Genomic DNA, 18,798 nt, shown 5'->3' on the forward strand with positions numbered 1-18,798 from the left:
TTATAGAAAGGCTGAATCTCCTGTTAGTGCTCTACCAATAACTAATGCGTTGACTTCATGTGTACCTTCATAAGTGTAAATTGCTTCAGCATCTGAGAAGAAGCGGGCAATATCATAATCAGCTAAGATACCATTACCGCCTGTAATTCCACGACCCATTGCAACTGAATCTCTTAGACGTAAAGCGTTCATCATTTTAGCAGTAGAAGTGGCTACTTCATCGTATTCGCCATTTGCTTGCATACGTGCAAGCTGTGCACACATTGACATAGCATGTGCCAAATTACCTTCCATCATAGCGAGTTTTTCTTGGATTAATTGGAATTGACTTAACTTTTTACCGAACTGTTTACGTTGAGTTACATAGTTCAGTGTGGCACGTAATGCACCTGCAATCGCTCCTGTAGCCATATATGCAACGCCAGCACGTGTAGAATATAGAACTTTTGCAATATCTTTAAAGCTATTAATATTTTGTAATCTTTCACTTTCTTCTACAACTACGTTATTTAGTTTGATATTGGCGTTGGGTACAATTTTTAAAGCAATTTTATTTTGAATAATATCAATTTCGACACCTTCTTGATCAGGTCGAATGATAAAACCTTTTGGTTTACCTGTTTCAGGGTCTACAGCATAGACTGGAATAACATCAGCTAAGTGTGCACCACCAATCCATCTTTTTTCGCCGTTTAATATCCATTTATCACCATCACGAACAGCTGTTGTTTCAAGTCCACCTGCAACGTCTGACCCATGATTTGGTTCAGTTAAAGCAAAACAAGTTCGGAGTTCGTGTGATTGTAATTTAGGAATATAATAGGCGACTTGTTCTTTGCTACCACCAAATAAGAATGAATTATGCCCTAATCCTTGATGAACACCAAGTAATGTGACTAAAGACACATCAAATCGAGCTATAGTATAAGACATGAAAAACTGGAATAGTTGACTCGGTGTTTTAGCGCCTTCTCGTCCTTCGAATAGTAAAGGATTGTTAAAATAATTTAGTTTGCCTAAATCATCAAAGAAGTCTTCGGGTATTGTAGCGTTAACCCAATGGTCGTTAATAGAGTCACGGTATTTGCTTTCTAATAAATCATCTAATTGTTTTAACAACGTTACTTCACCATCAGTTAAATCTTTGGCAATACTTAACACATCTTCAGGATATAATGCTTTTAAAGTTTCATTTTTTGTTGACATAAAATCAACCTCCATCGTTTTTGGTAACGCTTACATTTGTTGTTAAAAAAATAATAAGCAGTTTAATTTTGAAACTAGTTTACGCAAGTTCATCTTCTTGTTGTGCTCTGTCATTCATTAATTTTTGTAGTGATAGTTTGTCTGGTTTAGATGTTGCATTTAAAGGCATATGAGTAATTTTAAGATACATTCTAGGGATTTTATAACCAGCTAAGTGTTCGCGTGCATAGCTATCTAATTCTTGTTCATAATTCGCTGTGTCTTCTTTTAAAATTATTGCAGCGGCAACAGACTCTCCAAATTTCGGGCTGTCATAACCGACGACAACACATTGTTCAATGATAGGGTGCTCAGATAGTACGCGTTCGACCTCTGAAGGTAACACATTTTCGCCACCTGTAATAATCATTTCTTTTTTACGATCGACAATATAAATATCACCGTCTTCATCTAAACGAGCTAAATCTCCCGTTAAGAAGAAATCTTTATGAAATGACTTAGCAGTTTCTTCAGGTTTATTCCAATAACCAGGTGTTACATTTTTACCACGAATAGCCAATTCACCAATTTCTCCAGGTGTTACATCTTGATATGTGTCATCTAACACACGAACTTCTGTAAACATCACTGGTTTACCGATACTCATTGGCTTATTGATAGCGTTATCTGGTGTGTTGACAGTAGTTAGTGGCGCTTCAGTTAATCCATATCCATTGATTAAAAAGAGATTCATACTGGCGAATTTCTTTTGAACAGCGGGTAGTGGGGCAGAGCCACCTTGAATTAAATAGCGTGCGTTTTCAAAGTTTGCTGGATTGAAATTGTCAGCTATTAACATGCCATAGTACATAGTTGGAATCAACATCACATAATTAGGTTTGAATTTTGCCATAAGGTCGTTCAATCCTTCGCCATTAAAGTAACGTTGTAACACTATTGTGGAACCATTCATTAACATAGGAATTGTTAAATCATTAAAACCAAATACATGGAACATTGGTAGTGAAACAATAGCGACATCATCAGGCACCGTGTTGTAAGTTAAATTTAAATTAATACCATTGTTGACAAAAGATTCATATGTGAACATGACCCCTTTAGGAGTACCTGTAGTACCACTTGTATACAACAAGGATGCTATGTCATCATGTTCTACTGACACTGCAGTGAATGGGTGATGTACTTCTGGATTTACAATCTCATCATAGGCGGGTGTATCAATATCTAAATAGATTAAGTCCTCTGGTATTTGAGTTAAACTAGATAGGTGTTTTGTTGAATAAAAAATTAACTTAACGCCTGAATCATTAACCACAGTTTCAATTTCTTCTGGACTTAAACGCCAGTTGATAGGGTAATAAATGGCTCCTAGTTTGAATGAAGCAAATAATACATCTAATATTGCGACATCATTGGGTGCGAAGATACCAACTACATCACCTTGCTTAATACCTTGTTCACGTAGGTGATGTGCTAAATTATCAGCGCGAATATTTAGCTGTTGGTATGTCCATTGTGTGCCTTTTGCTGGGTCTATAATTGCGGGTTTCTCTTCATCAAAATCTGATCTTGTTTTTATCCAATCATAATTCATTTTAAATACCCCCTAAGTGTAAATAACTCCCAGTGCTAAAGTGACTTATACAGCATTCCCCAATGTTGACGATAGATGTTTGAATCAATAGTGTGTAGTTTGTCAGCAATCAATGGTTGGAATGATAATTTATCTAAAACGTCGTGTTGCAAATCGACGCCTGGAGCAATTTCAATTAATTCAATACCATCTTCAACTAATTGAAAGACAGCACGTTCTGTCACGTAGTAAACGGTTTGTCCTAAGCTGCGTGCATAATTTGCATTAAAGTCGATATGTTGAACGGTATCAACGAATTTAGAAGGTGTACCTTCTTGTGCGATAGTGATATGGTCGTCTTGAATATTTAGTTGACCCCCAACAACTAATTTACCTGAAAATATAATGGTTTTAACGGTTTGGCTAATATCAATGAAGCCACCACAACCATTCATCTTATCACCAAGAAGTGAAACATTTACATTACCATCGGCATCGACTTCGCCAAAACTTAAAAAGGCTATATCAATACCTCCGTTATAAATGAAATCCCAAGTCATATCATGTCTCATTTTGGCATCTAAATTATAATTCATACCGTATTGCATACCACTGCCTAGTAAACCACCATAAGTACCAGTATCGATATTTAGTTGCACAGCTTCCGTCACTTTTTCTTCTATAAGTAATTGTGACAAATCATTATTAATACCAAAACCAACGCTAACTACGTCGTCCTGAGTTAAAAATTGTGCTGCGCGTCTTAAAATTAATTTTTTATCTGTGAGGTCTAGTTGTGGTTGAGTCATTGAAGCGATACGATAATGGCCAGCTAAAGCAGGGTCATAATACTTTTGCATAACTTGTTTATGATATTTAGGGTCTTTGTTGACAACAACGTAATCTACTAATTCACTTGGAATAAACACTTCATTTGGATTAAAACTACCGTTTGCGACGATAGCCTTTACTTGTACAATGACAGTACCGTTGTTATTGTGTGCAGCTGCTGCCACACTGAAACCTTCTCCTAAATGTGTTTCGTGGTGCATATAAATATTGCCTTTTTCATCTGCATACGTTCCTCGTAGTAGGGCTACATCAATATTTGGAAATTTATAGTGTAAATATTGCTCTTTGTTAATTTCTATCAAGTCTACCAAATCTTCAGTAGTACGGTCATTTGCTTTACCACCTTGATAACGTGGATCGGCAGTAGTGTTTAAGCCAATCTTCGTAATCATACCGGGTGAAGCAGATGTTGCACTACGATAGTGCGTAGTCATTACACCTTGAGGTATAAAATACGCTTCAAGCGCATCGTGCTTAATAGCATTAACAGTTGCAGGTGATGCAGTGATAATACTCATGATGAGTCTTTTAATCATTCCTCGCTCTACCAAAGCGTCTAAATCTATCCCATCCGCATAATTACTAATATCATTAGCTAACATAAATGTAAGACCAGTTAATTTTCCCGTATCATCATGTTGTTTCGTCATGTGTTTTAATAATTCCGCTGGTAGATTGGCAACCGACAAGGCAGCGAGTGCGATGACATCATCATTTTTAATTATTGTGTGTAATTCATTTAATGGTATTACTTTCATACAACAGCATCACTTGTATTCATTAGAAGACATACCCCCTTCAAATGTAAGCCCTTACATGAAATATAACACAATGTTATGTAGTGTAAAAGTTAAATAACGTTAGAATTGAGTTAAAATTTCTAAATGTTAGAAATTGTATTGAAAATTAGCATTAAAATGAGATATAATAAAAATACATCAAGTCATCAGATGTGTGTAAAAGTAATTAACTGTAGATAGTAGTTTAGTTAAAAATTGATGTTTAAACATATGCTATTAAGTTGTTTAAGCACATAAGTTAAATAACTACGAAATTTACTTTTTCACAATCCTAGTTTAAAATCACAATTGACAGTGCTTACAAATAATATTTGTACAAAATGCTCTTTTGTCAGTGTGGACTATAGGGTAGATAATTCTAATGATAGTGAGCAAGACTGATGCACACACTATAAATTAACTAATATGGGAAAGGTGGTTCCTAATGGATAATACTGAAAATAAAAGTGTCATATTAATTGGCGCAGGAGTATTAAGCACAACATTTGGTTCATTTTTGAAAGATGTCGAACCAAATTGGAACATAAAGCTATTTGAACGTTTAGATCAACCCGCAATTGAGAGTTCAAATGAGACGAACAATGCAGGAACAGGACACGCGGCATTATGCGAATTGAATTATACAGTGGAACAAAAAGATGGCTCAATCGATGTTGAAAAAGCGAAAGAAATTAATGAACAGTTTGAAGTTTCAAAGCAATTTTGGTCATACTTAATTAAAAGTAACGCTATCCAAAATCCGAAAGATTTCATTCGTCCATTACCACATATAAGTTTCGTATTAGGAACTAAAAATGTAAACTTCTTAAAACGTCGTTATGAAAAATTAGCTAAATTGCCAATGTTCGAAGATATCGAATACTCTGAGGATAAAGAAGTATTAAAACAATGGATCCCATTAATGATGGAAGGTCGTTCAAGCAATACACCATTTGCAGCTAGTAAAATTAATGAAGGTACAGATGTGAATTTTGGTGAGTTAACACGTAAAATGGCTAAGAATATAGAAGGACATGACAACGCTGATGTATATTATCGTCATGAAGTAGTTGATTTTAAACAACGTGATGATAAAAAATGGGAAGTGAAAGTACGTAACTTACAAAATAATCAGGTCGATGTTCATGTTGCAGACTATATCTTTATCGGTGCTGGTGGTAATGCCATACCAATGTTACAAAAAACAAATATTCCTGAAAGTAAGCATTTAGGAGGATTCCCAATCAGTGGTGCATTCCTAGTATGTAGTAATCCAAACATTGTTAATGAACATGACGCCAAAGTTTATGGGAAAGAGCCACCTGGCACACCACCTATGACTGTACCACATCTAGATAGACGTTATATTGATGGTAAGAAAAGTTTATTATTCGGACCATTTGCAGCTATTGGACCTAAGTTCTTAAAAAATGGTTCTAATTTAGATTTATTTAAATCAATCAACCCTAGCAACGTGGTAACGATGTTATCTGCAGCAACGAAAAACTTCCCATTAGTAAAATATTCTGTACAACAAGTCTTAATGGGTAAAGAAGACCGTATGAAAGAATTGCGTCGCTTTATTCCAGATGCTAAAGACGAAGATTGGGATTTACACATTGCAGGTAAACGTGTTCAAGTGATTAAAGATACAAAAGAACACGGTCGTGGCTTTATCCAATTCGGAACAGAGGTAGTGAATTCAGAAGATCATACAGTTATCGCTTTACTAGGCGAATCACCAGGAGCATCTACTTCAGTATCAGTGGCTTTAGAAGTCATTGAAAAGAACTTCCCACAATTTAAACAAGCATGGGAGCCAAAACTTAAAGAAATGATTCCATCTTATGGTCAATCATTAATTGAAGATACAAAACTATTACACGAAACACGTAAAGCAACTGCACAAGCATTAGAATTAAATGAAAAATAAATAATGAAACCCCACCAAGTTATTACTTGGCGGGGATTTATTTTATAATATAAATATTAATATGTCACAGCAAAAAGCGACATGTCATTGACATGCCGCTTTGCTATGTTATTAAAAATCATATTGTGATTCTTCATCTTGTAAAATTTGTTGATAAGTTTTCGCCATGCGTACAGTAGATTGTGCTAAAGCATTTAATCGGAAAATAATGTCATCATTGACAATTGTTTGTTGATGGAAGTCACGCTCTTCAATAAAGACATATGTTTGCATCGTATGTGCTTTCATATAATCAAGTATTGGTTTTAATTGTAGTTCAGGAATAAGATAATGTTTGTCTGAACCTGCAGTGGCGAACATGGCTACTACTTTATCTTTAAACGCATTAACAGGTAATAAATCGAAAATATTTTTCAATGACCCAGGGATAGAAGCTTGAAAAATTGGGAAACCAATAAAAATAATGTCAGCTTGCATTAAAGCAGTAGTGACTTCTAATGTGTCGCCGTGATAATCTAAATAATTTCGTCCATCACTAAACTCGATTGATTTTTCACGTAAATCAATAAGCTCAATATGATCATTCGTTGTCGCTGTTAATTGTTGCTGTAAATAATCCATGGCAGTGCGTGTTTTTGATCCTACACTAGAGCCAGAAAGTAATACTATATTCAACTTAATCACCTACTTGTTTAAATGTTTTTTGACGCCAGGAATAATTTCATTGCCAATTAATTCAATATTTTGCATGATTTTATCAAATGGGACGCCACCAAAATCAATTTGAGCCATAAAGCGTTGATGATTGTATAGTTCATGTTGATAGAGAATTTTTTCAATAATTTGTTGCGGACTGCCTACCATTAAAGCATCTCTATAATCAGGCGCATTTGCAAACTGTGCTTTCGGATAACCAACGCCTCTAATAAATGCCATACCTGTATTTAGATGTGGATAATATTCTTTCAAAGCATCTTGTGTTGTCGGTGCCGTATAAAATAAGCTAGCAGTAGAAACTGGTAAACATGATGCATCGGTATCAAAACCATTAGCTTGTGCAGCATTTCGATATTCGTCTATAGAATCTTTGAAGGTCATTGCTGGACCTCCAAGTGTCGTAATCATCATAGGAATACCTTGGCGACCTGCTTTAATTGCACTAGCTGGTTGACCACCGACTGCTCGCCAAATAGGTATAGTATTGTCTATTGGACGTGGATATATAAGCGCATTGTTTAAGTCAGGTCGATATTGTCCTGACCAAGTAATTCGGTCGTGTTTATTAAGTTCTAATAAGAGATTTAATTTTTCTTCGTATAAAGCGTCATAGTCATTTAAATCATACCCAAATAATTCAAAAATACCTGTTCGTGAAGCACGACCAGCAACTATTTCTGCACGGCCATGCGAAATTAAATCTAATGTAGCAAAATCTTCAAATACACGTACAGGATCTGTCGCACTAATAATTGTTGAGGAACTAGAAATTTTAATATTGTCAGTAGCTTGGGCAATAGCTCCTAATACTACAGAATGTGCTTGAGTAGTGAAATGTTCTTGGTGACTTTCGCCTACTGCAAAGACATCAATGCCTGCTTGATCAGCAAGTTTACTTGCTTCTATAAGTTCGTTAATGCGTTGCTCGTAACTGACTTTCTCTCCGTTATGTGGGTTGAGCAAATGATCACCTAATGAGTATAAACCGAATTCTAATGGTGAATGTTGGTTCATTTTTAATTCTGCCACAGTGTTAGTCTCCTTTATTTATAGTTTGTGTAATGCAGCTTCTATATCTGCACGTTGCGCTTCTAAAAAATCTGGTAAGTTAAGTTCTTTACCCAAGTTTTCAACACTAGTATCTACAGTGAAACCAGGTTCAGCAGTTGCAAATTCATATAAAATTTTATTTTGACGGTAATATAACGATTTAAAGAAATAGCGATCAACGATGCCTGAATTATTGCCAGGTAGCTGGTTGATACTATTGTGCATAGCTGTTAAATCGTCATCTGTCGGTGTGTTTAAAGCCAAGTGATGCACATATCCTTGCCCTGGTCTTGCAGAAGCACCTTGTTGTGAAACGACTACGATATCTGTATAGTAGCCCGAATCATCAAGTGTGTAGACAAGTTCTGTAGTATCATCTCGTCGATAGTATCCTAATGTTTGAGTTAAAAATTCCATAGTCGGCTGCGTTTTTTTAACGCGTAATTCTACTGGTCCCATGCCTAATATTTGATATTTTTTCGGGATATCGCTATAAGGGTTGTGACGCCAAAACGTTGGTAAGGCATGCTGGTTGTTAACCATTAAAACAAGCTCTAAGCCATCTACATCATGAAACACTAGTGCATCTTGATTCAAATAAGTAAGAGGTTGAGTAGTAACACCGCGCGCTTCCAAACGATTTTGAAAATAAGTAAGGGCTGTACTGTCTGGTACGAGTAAAGTTATGCGATGAATAGAATTAGTACCCGGACGATTTTTACCCAGATTAGGTATTTCAAAAAAACTTAATAAAGTTCCAGCTGAACCTACTTCGTCTCCGAAAAATAAATGATACATTTTAGGGTTATCTTGATTGACAGATTTTTCTACCAATCTTAAACCTAGTACGTTAGTGTAAAAGTCTTTGTTTGCTTTGGCATTTTTGGTATACATTGAAATGTGGTGATGTCCAGTAACAGTCATAAAATTCCTCCTACAGTCAATTTAGTATAAATTTTATATCAAGTATACAATTTTTACCAATAATATGTTTTATCTTAGTTAGAATGGACTTACGTACGCTTAATCTAACTGATGGTGACACAGGATATCTATAAATACCTCTAATGATTTCGTTTGAAACGGTGAATGGGTTAAGTATGCAAAGGTCCGTTTGTAAGGAAGGAAATTCATATCAACAGCAACAAGCTCCCCTCTAGCTAATTCTTTTTTGACTGCCCATTTTGATAAAAAGCTAATACCTAACCCAGATTCCACCGATGCTTTAATAGGTTGTGTACTACTGAAGTGTATGAGATTATTAGGGCTAATAGCAAGTGATTTGAAGACGTTATTCAATGCTTCTCTAGTACCAGATCCTTCCTCTCTTACAATCCAAGTTTGTGTTTCTAGTAAATGATGCGTGATGTGTGATTTTTGCAACAAAGGATGCGTTGGTGTAGCGACGATAATCATTTCATCTTCGGCAAATTTATGTGGTATTAACGTGCGATTTTTAAAATGACCTTCGACAATTCCGATATCTAATTGATGATTTTCTACTAGTGCAGCTATTTCTTCAGTGTTGCCAATTGTGACGATAGGTTGGACTTCTGGACAGTGTTCTTTAGTTTTGGCAATGATATGGGGCAATATATATTCCCCGAAAGTATAACTTGCTCCAATTTTTAATGGTCCATTAGCGGTGTGATTTAAATCATCAACTAAATAATGCATGCGTTCATACATACCCATAATTTCCTTACTGTAATGATAAACAATTTCGCCAGCTTTATTGAGATGGACACGTTTATTATTTCGATCTAATAATTTGGTGTTCATGCGCTCTTCTAATGTACGTATGTATTGGCTGACTGCAGGCTGTGTCATGTGATGTAATTTTGCTGCCTTTGAGAAACTTTGTTGCTCTGCAACACTGATAAAGACATTTAAATAGCGATCCATATTGTATACCTCCAATTATTCATATCAAATTACTTATAGTAATTATTATAATAATTAATTTTACTTATAAAAGCGAGCGCTATATGCTAAACGAAAAGGAGATGGAATACTTATGTTTGGACTTCAACTTAAACAATACAAAGTGCTGAGTTGGTTGTTAGGTGTAGTGTTTACGTTCGCTATTGCAGGTATAGGCTACGTATTAGCTTTACTGCCGGGGTTTGATCGTGTTGGTCAAATGGCTTGTGCCATTATTATAGCAGTGGTATTTCGACAATTATTTGGCTATCCTCGAGCGATTCAACGAGGCATTAAGTTTTCGTCATTTGTATTATTACGTGTGGCAATTGTATTGTACGGACTAAAATTAAATATTACGATTATTTTTAATGAAGGACTAGGTTTATTATTACGAGATGCTTGTATTGTGGCACTAGCAATAATAGTTATGCTTAGCTTAGCTAAATTGTTCAAAGCAGATAAAATGATTTCGTTGTTAGTTGGTGTGGGTACTGGTATTTGTGGTGCAGCGGCGATTGCAGCGATTGCACCTATTGTGAAAGCGAAAGAAGAGGATACAGCGATTGGTGTAGGTATGATCGCACTAGTCGGTACTGTGTTTGCAATCGGTTATACGATGTTAGCGCCGGTATTATCATTAACACCTGTACAATATGGTACGTGGAGTGGGATGAGTTTACATGAATTAGCACATGTAGCTGTAGCTGCTGCACCGGCAGGTAATGAAGCGATGGCCTTAGGATTACTTACTAAATTGGGACGAGTGTTTCTATTAGTACCCGTAGCATTTATTTTTATGTATTTAATGAAACGCAAACAGAGTTCAACTGAAAATGATACTACTAAAATACCATTCCCTTGGTTTTTAATAGGTTTTATTATTATGAGTATTATAGGTAGTTATGTACTAGGTCCGATGATTCCAGTAGCATCAAATGTAATGAACAGTGTGTCTACACTGACAACATGGTTATTAACGGCAGCGATGGTAGGATTAGGATTGAATGTTAATTTGGCAGATTTAAGACAGCGTGCCTTTAAACCGCTAATGGCTATGCTGATTACCTCAATCATTGTTAGTGGTATAGCATATTTATTAGTTTGAATTTTGACAGCTATCTAATATTTGCCTACACTCTATTTAAATACGAGCATAATAGTGAGGGATGGCAGTGTTACAATTTAGACAAGTACAGCAAACAGATTTAGAGCAAATCATTCTATTAGAACAAGCGGGGTTTACCCCAGAAGAAGCGGCGACTGAACAGGCATTACGCGAACGTGCTTTTTTGATTACAGATAGCTTTATAGTTGCTGTGGATGATACAACGAATACTATTGCAGGTTATATAAATGGTCCCGTTATCGACCAAAAATATATAACGGATGATTTATTTGATAGTATTAAACCTAATTCAGAAACAGGTGGGTATCTCAGCATATTAGGCATAGTTGTAGCACAAGAATATCAACATCAAGGTTTAGCTGGTATGTTGTTGCAACATTTTGAGCAGTTAGCCAGGTCAACACAACGTCAAGGTGTGACCTTGACATGTAAAAAAGAGTTGGTTACCTTGTATGAACAATATGGTTATACCAATGCTGGATCTTCCGCATCAACACACGGCAATGTAGCATGGTTTAACATGATTAAACTATTTTAAAGTTTAGGTAAACTTTGTATGATGTTAGAATATAGTCTGTTTTAGCAATTCATACAGTTTTTGGGATTATAATTTAAGCGCTTACAAGTAAGTAGTTGCGGGTAAGGAACTACTAAAAGGAGGTAATTAAATGATTTATACTAATCCAACTGAACCAAATGCACAATACAAGGTAAAAACGCAATACGAAAATTTTATTAACGGCCAATGGCAAGCACCGCAACAAGGAAATTATTTTGATAATCTCTCTCCCATAACAGGTGAAGTTTATTCACAAGTACCACAATCCACTAAAGAAGATGTAGATTTAGCGGTTCAAGCTGCACAACAAGCGCAAGTTGAGTGGGGCAAAAAATCTCCCGCTGAACGCTCTCAATTGTTATTAGATATAGCTGATCGTGTCGAACAAAATTTAGAATACTTAGCAGTGATTGAAACCTTCGATAATGGAAAACCTGTACGTGAAACATTAACGGCAGATTTACCATTAGTGGTAGATCATTTTAGATATTTTGCTGGAGTGATACGTGCCGAAGAAGGTGGCATTTCACAAATTGATAATGATACAGTCGCATATCATTACAAAGAGCCACTTGGTGTTGTAGGTCAAATTATTCCATGGAACTTCCCTATACTTATGGCCACTTGGAAAATTGCGCCAGCTTTAGTTACAGGTAATGCTGTTGTATTAAAACCGGCAGAACAAACACCTGTATCTGTATTACATTTTGTTGAATTAATTGAAGATTTATTGCCTGCCGGATTATTAAATATCGTTAATGGTTTTGGTGCTGAAGCGGGTGAGGCATTAGCCACACATACAGGTATTAATAAAGTTGCCTTTACAGGTGAAACAACAACAGGAAAAATCATTATGAAAAACGCTAGTGATAATATTATTCCTGTGACTTTGGAGTTAGGTGGTAAATCACCTAACGTCTTCTTTAAAGATATTATGGATGAAGATGATGACTTTTTAGATAAAGCTGTAGAAGGGTTAGTCATGTTTGCACTTAACCAAGGTGAAGTATGTACATGTCCTTCACGTGCCTTAGTGCATGAAGATATTTACGAAGATTTTATTAAATTATGTATTGATAAAGTGAACAAAATTAAATTAGGTAATCCACTTGATGATACAACAATGGTAGGTGCACAAACTTCTAATGAACAGCAAGAAAAAATTCAAAAATATTTAGATATTGGAAAAAATGAAGGTGCAGAAGTGCTAGTCGGAGGTAACGTCCGTACGGAAGATGATAATTTAGCACATGGCTTTTATATTGAGCCTACGATCTTCAAAGGAACTCAAGACATGCGTATTTTCCAAGAAGAAATCTTTGGTCCTGTACTGTCTGTAGCAACATTTAAAGATAATGAAGAAGCCTTAGAAATGGCTAACGATACAATGTATGGTCTTGGCGCGGGTATATGGACGCGTAGTCAAAATACTGCTTATCGTATTGGTAGAGGTATACAAGCAGGACGTGTATGGGTCAATAATTACCACACATATCCAGCACACGCTGCATTTGGTGGTTACAAACAATCCGGTATTGGTAGAGAGAACCACTTAATGATGTTAGACCACTACCAACAAACTAAAAATCTTTTAGTCAGTTATGATACCAATCCAACTGGCTTGTTTTAACGGTACGTTGACTGCAATTTGATGAACTAGATTTACCTACAAAGATGATAAAGACTGCTGACAAAGGCTCCAACTTTGTTGGCAGTTTTTTTGTGCATGCTTTCCGCGGGCACTGCCGTAGCCTGTAGTCTTCGGCGAGTAGAAGTCGGCCAAAAACAATACTAATATTATATGAAAGTTTTAGCTGTACTAGCGGCAAAAGTTTGTCTCTCAATTCGAAAGCATGAAGCAAAAGAAAAGATTTATTTGAAACGTAATTTTCTTTTAGCCAGCTGCAAAAATATGAACAGATGCTGTTCTGCATCTACGATATTCCAACCTCTTTTTTGTTGAATCTTTGCGTGGTGATTCTGTTGTAATTATCTTAAAACTTGACAGATAGCTGAAAAAGTTATAAATTGTTACTATTCTGAATTAATATACCGTTACTTATTGAAAGGTGAATTCCCACTTTAGCAGACGATTAATATAATAATATTGGTTGAATGAAAAAGTATCTTAGGTGCAGTTGCTTTCTATAGTTAACGGTATAACGAAAAATTATTGATAACATAGCGACAGCAGCGCAAAATATTCCTTTACGGGAGTAGGTTGTAATGAAGTCAACAATTGTAATGCATACACAGAGTGTATCTTACAACTTGTTGGCTTTTTTGTTTTGCTAAATATAGTTGTGGAACATTTATTATTTTAAATGGAAAGGGGCCTAGTATATGGATGCTACATCAGGACTTTTAACATTCATGATTGTGTTTGTCAGCACGTTAATCATTGCTGTGATAAGTGGTGTTATTTTTATTAATAAACGTGTACCACTGTCTTATATAAAAATACATATAGGGGTAAGTGCATTCCCACCTTTAATCGCATTAATTGCCTTAATTAACATAGATAATAGTGAGAAATTAGGACCTTTTTATTTTGATATTCTCGCATGGTTAATGGCGTTCTTTGTATTAGTCATTGGATTAATTATCCAACGCTTTTCGATGCAGTATTTAAAAGGCGATTTTAATTATCGTAAATATTTTGTGTTATTTCAATTAGTGACAAGTTTTGCAGCGATTGCATGGTTAAGTGATGATTTACGCTTAATGACGGCATTTTGGGGTCTGACTTTAATTTGTTTATCATTGCTGATGCGCCTGAATCGAAAATGGAAAGTAACTAAAGCGGCAGCAAAAGTTACAAGTCGCTATTTTTTACTAAGTTGGATAGCTTTAGCATGTTCGGTATTGTGGTTATTTGTTATTACAGGAGAATGGACGTTTTCGGCAGCTTTAACAGAAGCGCATCTTAGTATGGTTACTGGATGGCAATACTTTAGTTTATCATTGCTGCTTATTATTGCTGTGATTGTTCCGGCAGCTCAATGGCCATTCCAACGATGGTTGATAGAATCTGTTGCTGCACCTACGCCAGTATCTGCAATTATGCATGCCGGTATTGTGAATGCAGGTGGTATTATGTTGACACGTTTTTCACCGTTGTTTCATAGTGATTTTGCTGCATTTATTTTAATCATTATTGCCTGTATTTCCGTATTAATAGGCTCGGGCATTAGCTTAGTGCATGTAGATTATAAACGACAGCTCGTTGGCTCTACTATGGGACAAATGGGTTTTATGTTAATACAATGTGCATTAGGGGCGTATGTTGCTGCAATCATTCATCTTATTTTACATGGTTTATTCAAAGCAACGTTGTTTTTAAGATCGGGCTCTGCACTCCAACACTTTGAAGTCCCAGTTAGAGCTAATGAAAGAATGTCGTACTTTTGGATTATTAGTGGGCGTATTTTAGCAGGAGTGTTAGCGATTGTTTTCTGGTTAGCAGAACCAGGTGAAGGTTATCGAATCATTAGTGCGCTTATTCTAGCATGGTCGTTATCGATGGCATGGACTCAATTAGTAGCATTTGGTGAAGGCAAAATGGGGCGGATTATTGGTCTCATCGCACTCGTTATAGTGGGCGTGGTTTATTTCGTCATCCATCATTATTTCAATGCGTGGTTACAAAATATTGCTATTAGCAATAGTCACCCATCACTATTTATTATAATATTGGTAGCTGTTATTTTAGTGCTCGGTAGCATTATAAGTACGTGGGTTGCGAAACATCAATCATCAAAAGTTTTCGCTATTATATATTTATGGTTAGTGCGTTTAGGCGATGCGAAAACAAAAGCAATAGAACGGCACCCTAACTATCTCAAGAAATTTTTATCTTAAAGGAGGAATGACCATGGTTACAGCGCAGTCTACAGCACACAAACAATTGCACAATGATAGTATAGAAGCGGTTATTACACGTGCGACAAAAGTAATTGTTCCATTATCACCAATTTCTATATTTGCAGCACGACATCCTTGGGTCAACCTTGAAGATAAACAATTCGAAACTATCGGCAGATGGTTAGATAATTCAAGAGATGTAGATATATTTCCAGGCAAAAAAATTATTAAAGATGCTTATCAAAAAGGTGAAATTGAGGATAGCTATTTAGTTGAGCGTTTGGAACAATGGATAGAACAACAACAGTTAAATGTACCTTTTGAAGTTGCAAAACAATATGGGAGCAATGCCCTGAAATTAGATGATCAACCGTTAACAATAGAATCTGAAAGTTATGACTTAGCGGCGACAACTGAACTACCTGATGATGATGTCTTTCAACGCTGGTTACAACGCTCTATGCCACCCAGAAGTAAGTTTATTAAACATAAGCCGAAAGAATCATATTTACAGTTGCTTGATTACCATGTCATTAAATGGTGTAAGTTGTACTTGGATGAAAACCAAGCAAGTTGGACAATGCCAGGACGTGAAGAAGGATTCTTTTATGCTTGGCAACGATTAGTAACACATGATCCAGCATTATCAAAAGTACAACGACAAGCATTAAAACAAGTACCTTCTGAACCACTGGAAGTTATAGCACAAATGTTAGAACATTTAGCAATTCCACATGATGAAATTCAAGGTTACTTAGAAAATCATTTATTAGCACTACCGGGTTGGGCAGGTATGTTATTATGGCAAACTGATAAGGTGGGTCATAAAGCGCCGTTGATAACTGAATACTTAGCGATTCGTCTAGCATTAGAGTGGGTATTTATTCAACCATTTGCCCCTTTTAATGCATCAAACCCTGTGGCACGCCCATCTGTAGTGACGTTGATAAATAATTGGATACATTGGGGAGGGTTAACAACAAGCCATTGGAACCAATTGTCGATGCCTAAACAGCATGACTACTTGAAATTAGCGCAACGATTGGATGACAAAACGTGTAGAACATTGTGGTTAGAAGCGTGGGAAGATAGTTATGCCCAGCAATTGCGCCATCAACTCACGAACGTTTCAAAAGCAGAAAAAAAGAATGACAGTACGCAAGCACAACTAGCCTTTTGTATAGATGTACGATCAGAACAATTTAGACGCCAGCTAGAAGCAGCAGGACCTTTTGAGACAATTGGTATAGCAGGGTTTTTCGGCATACCTATAGAAAGTTGTCAATTGGGTAGTCATCACAGTCATGCATCTTTACCAGTTATGAATGAGCCACTACATAAAGTAAAAGAAGTGGCGCGTCCGCAAGATTTACAGATGCATTTACAACGCAAATATTCAGTGAGTTCATTAATTTATACGTTTAAGAAAATGAAACAAAATGTGCTGCCAAGTTTATTATTACCTGAATTAAGTGGCTCATGGCTCAGTGTCCAAATGTTTTCGCGTAGTTTTGTACCTAGACCTGTTGGAAACTTAATCCAAAAATTTTATAAAAACTGGTTCAATAAACCAAAGAGCTCGCTGACTTTAACGCATGAAATGTATGGAGAAGAAGACGGTTTACCAGTAGGCTTCACAAAAGAAGAAAAAGTGACATATGTAAAACAAGGATTGGAGTTAATGGGATTAACACATGATTTTTCACCATTAGTTGTTTTATGTGGTCACGGTAGTCAAAGTGCGAATAACCCATATGCTTCTTCATTAGATTGTGGGGCATGCGGGGGTGCTGCCAGTGGATTTAATGCCAAAGTGTTAGCTATGTTGTGTAATTTAGAAGAAGTCCGTGAAGCATTGATAAATGTAGGAATCACAATTCCACAAGAAACAGTATTTGTAGCAGCGCAACATAATACTGCTCTTGATGAGTTGGATTGGATTTATGTGCCTAACTTATCTACAGCTGCACAAACTGCACTAACACAAATTAAAGCAGCAATGCCACAAGTAAGTCTTAATGCTAATGCAGAGCGCATGTTAACTTTACCTCGATTGTCACAATCAGTTAAAAATGCAAAACATGAAGCGCAACGTTTAGCACATGACTGGAGCGAAATTAGACCAGAGTGGGGATTAGCAAGAAACGCGTCATTTATTATTGGTCAAAGGACATTAACACAACAGACAAATTTAGAAGGTAGATCTTTCTTACAAAATTATGATTGGCGTGAGGATGCAACAGGGTCTATACTAGCAAATATTATTGCAGGGCCTGCAACTGTGGCGCATTGGATTAACTTACAATATTATGCTTCGACAGTAGCACCTCATTATTATGGTAGTGGCAGTAAGACTACCCATACAGTGACTGGTGGGTTGGGCGTTATGCAAGGAAACGCGAGTGATTTATTGACGGGTTTACCGTGGCAATCAGTCATGAGGTCTGATTACGAAGCGTATCATGCGCCTCTAAGATTACTCATTGTGATTCAAGCACCTGATGATCATATAGACCGATTACTACAAGAAAATCAAAACTTTAAACAAAAAGTAGACAATCATTGGTTACATTTAGCGAATATTACTCCGGATGGACAGTGGCATATCTGGTAATGAAAAGTGACAGTGTTATTATTTTTGATATAATATAGCAAGATACCATTATCATAGGAATGAACAAATGCTAGCTAGAAGTAATAGGAGGTATATCGTTTAATGACTGTAACGAAAGGCTCTTGTGAATCTGAAATTAGTAAAGCAGTGACACAATGGGAAAAAGAATATCTCGGTAGAGGCTCATTATCTGTAAAAACAGATATTTTAAGAAATATGATTATTATTGATTTGCAAGGTATTTTGACGCCAGCAGAATATACTGTGTGTGAAACACAAGAAGGCTTGCTATCAATTAAACGAACGCGATCTAAATTGCTTGAATCTGGTGCAGAACACTTAAAAGAAATAATATTAAATATTACTGGAGCACATGTCGTAAGTTTACATACAGACTTGAGCTCTCGCACAGGAGAAAGAATCATAGTATTTAAATTAGAAACTGATTTAGAAGCACAATTTGATCCAAGTTAATTATAAAAATAAAAGCACATTACAAGCTACTACCTTAAATAGGTGATGACTTGTAATGTGCTTTTTAATATTCAGTGCAGTCAGATTGGACGACTAAATCTTGTTGATAACATTAAATTGCTGTC

14 protein-coding genes are annotated in these 18,798 nt (G+C 36.1%); 7 read left to right on the forward strand and 7 right to left on the reverse strand.

The features are described 5' to 3' along the window. The 3 genes from fadE to fadX all read right to left on the reverse strand — a co-directional run bounded on the left by fadE (position 1) and on the right by fadX (position 4,389). Positions 1-1,206 carry an acyl-CoA dehydrogenase FadE gene (gene fadE / locus KA845_RS07715; protein WP_002509893.1) on the reverse strand — a complete coding sequence of 402 codons (1,206 nt, stop codon included), beginning with the start codon at positions 1,204-1,206 and terminating at the stop codon, positions 1-3. A 79-nt stretch (positions 1,207-1,285) separates the two neighbouring features. Then, positions 1,286-2,800 (reverse strand): long-chain-fatty-acid--CoA ligase FadD, encoded by a 1,515-nt coding sequence (gene fadD, locus KA845_RS07720; protein WP_002509892.1) that lies wholly within the window; start codon positions 2,798-2,800, stop codon positions 1,286-1,288. Between the two features lie 35 nt (positions 2,801-2,835). Beyond that, on the reverse strand, positions 2,836-4,389 hold the full coding sequence (gene fadX / locus KA845_RS07725) for a fatty acid degradation protein FadX (protein WP_002509891.1): 1,554 nt from the start codon (positions 4,387-4,389) through the stop codon (positions 2,836-2,838). 466 nt (positions 4,390-4,855) lie between these two features. Here fadX and mqo point away from each other — a divergent pair, with 466 nt between their 5' ends. Further along, positions 4,856-6,343 carry a malate dehydrogenase (quinone) gene (mqo, locus tag KA845_RS07730; RefSeq protein ID WP_002509890.1) on the forward strand — a complete coding sequence of 496 codons (1,488 nt, stop codon included), beginning with the start codon at positions 4,856-4,858 and terminating at the stop codon, positions 6,341-6,343. A gap of 111 nt (positions 6,344-6,454) precedes the next feature. Here mqo and KA845_RS07735 read toward each other — a convergent pair whose 3' ends face one another. From KA845_RS07735 to KA845_RS07750, 4 genes are all read right to left on the reverse strand, one after another. Then, the gene (locus tag KA845_RS07735; RefSeq protein ID WP_210127921.1) at positions 6,455-7,018 is read right to left on the reverse strand and encodes an NADPH-dependent FMN reductase; all 564 of its coding nucleotides are present in this window, start codon (positions 7,016-7,018) and stop codon (positions 6,455-6,457) included. A gap of 9 nt (positions 7,019-7,027) precedes the next feature. After that, entirely contained in the window at positions 7,028-8,089 is a 1,062-nt protein-coding gene (locus tag KA845_RS07740) for an LLM class flavin-dependent oxidoreductase (RefSeq protein ID WP_210127923.1), read from the reverse strand. 18 nt (positions 8,090-8,107) lie between these two features. Next, positions 8,108-9,034: a VOC family protein gene (locus KA845_RS07745; RefSeq protein WP_021459450.1), complete on the reverse strand. Its 927-nt coding sequence runs from the start codon at positions 9,032-9,034 to the stop codon at positions 8,108-8,110. 99 nt (positions 9,035-9,133) lie between these two features. Further along, a complete protein-coding gene (locus tag KA845_RS07750; RefSeq protein ID WP_167867775.1) occupies positions 9,134-10,015 on the reverse strand; it encodes a LysR family transcriptional regulator in 882 nt (293 codons plus the stop codon). Between the two features lie 112 nt (positions 10,016-10,127). On the opposite strand from KA845_RS07750, the gene KA845_RS07755 reads away from it, so the two are divergent. The 6 genes from KA845_RS07755 to KA845_RS07780 all read left to right on the forward strand — a co-directional run bounded on the left by KA845_RS07755 (position 10,128) and on the right by KA845_RS07780 (position 18,673). Next, positions 10,128-11,141 (forward strand): YeiH family protein, encoded by a 1,014-nt coding sequence (locus tag KA845_RS07755; protein WP_002509579.1) that lies wholly within the window; start codon positions 10,128-10,130, stop codon positions 11,139-11,141. Between the two features lie 61 nt (positions 11,142-11,202). Further along, a complete protein-coding gene (locus tag KA845_RS07760) occupies positions 11,203-11,700 on the forward strand; it encodes a GNAT family N-acetyltransferase (RefSeq protein WP_103388251.1) in 498 nt (165 codons plus the stop codon). A gap of 130 nt (positions 11,701-11,830) precedes the next feature. Further along, entirely contained in the window at positions 11,831-13,351 is a 1,521-nt protein-coding gene (gene exaC / locus KA845_RS07765) for an acetaldehyde dehydrogenase ExaC (RefSeq protein ID WP_021459448.1), read from the forward strand. Positions 13,352-14,064: 713 nt separating this feature from the next. Then, positions 14,065-15,582: an NADH dehydrogenase subunit 5 gene (locus tag KA845_RS07770; RefSeq protein WP_210127925.1), complete on the forward strand. Its 1,518-nt coding sequence runs from the start codon at positions 14,065-14,067 to the stop codon at positions 15,580-15,582. A 13-nt stretch (positions 15,583-15,595) separates the two neighbouring features. Beyond that, positions 15,596-18,199 carry a DUF2309 domain-containing protein gene (locus KA845_RS07775; RefSeq protein WP_210127927.1) on the forward strand — a complete coding sequence of 868 codons (2,604 nt, stop codon included), beginning with the start codon at positions 15,596-15,598 and terminating at the stop codon, positions 18,197-18,199. 102 nt (positions 18,200-18,301) lie between these two features. Then, positions 18,302-18,673 carry a Na-translocating system protein MpsC family protein gene (locus KA845_RS07780; protein WP_103388248.1) on the forward strand — a complete coding sequence of 124 codons (372 nt, stop codon included), beginning with the start codon at positions 18,302-18,304 and terminating at the stop codon, positions 18,671-18,673. The last annotated feature ends 125 nt before the right edge of the window (positions 18,674-18,798 follow it).

It is taken from the genome of Staphylococcus sp. GDX8P114P-2 (genome assembly GCF_017892945.1).
GTDB lineage: Bacteria > Bacillota > Bacilli > Staphylococcales > Staphylococcaceae > Staphylococcus > Staphylococcus arlettae.